The organism is Sphingobium sp. LMC3-1-1.1 (genome assembly GCF_040676285.1).
In the GTDB taxonomy this organism is placed as follows: domain Bacteria; phylum Pseudomonadota; class Alphaproteobacteria; order Sphingomonadales; family Sphingomonadaceae; genus Sphingobium.
Genome location: NZ_JBEGHQ010000088.1, coordinates 1 through 255, shown reverse-complemented (window position 1 = coordinate 255; position 255 = coordinate 1). Strand labels below are relative to the sequence as shown.

The 255-nt window shown below is 58.8% G+C and carries 1 protein-coding gene; it reads left to right on the top strand.

Annotated features, from left to right (window positions below):
- Positions 1–74 precede the first annotated feature (74 nt).
- Positions 75–255, top strand: a 181-nt coding sequence (locus tag MRBLMC3_RS23160; protein ID WP_363832431.1) for a helix-turn-helix domain-containing protein, incomplete at its 3' end; no start/stop codon positions are given.

Sequence of the window (255 nt, the reverse complement as noted above, 5' to 3'; positions counted from 1 at the left end):
ACGCCAACTTAGGGCTGGACCTTTGCGATGATAATCGGGATAGATCGTCATGCGATGTTGCGAAAAGTAGGACAATGCACCAGGACGGTTTGGTCGAGTTTGATGCGGTATTGGCCATCGCACGGCGCGGATCGTTCCGGGCGGCCGCGCTGGAGCTTGGTCTGTCGACTACCGCGCTGAGTAATGCCATCGCAAAGCTGGAACGGCAGCTCGGCGTCCGCCTGTTCAATCGCACGACCCGAAGCGTTGCCCTGA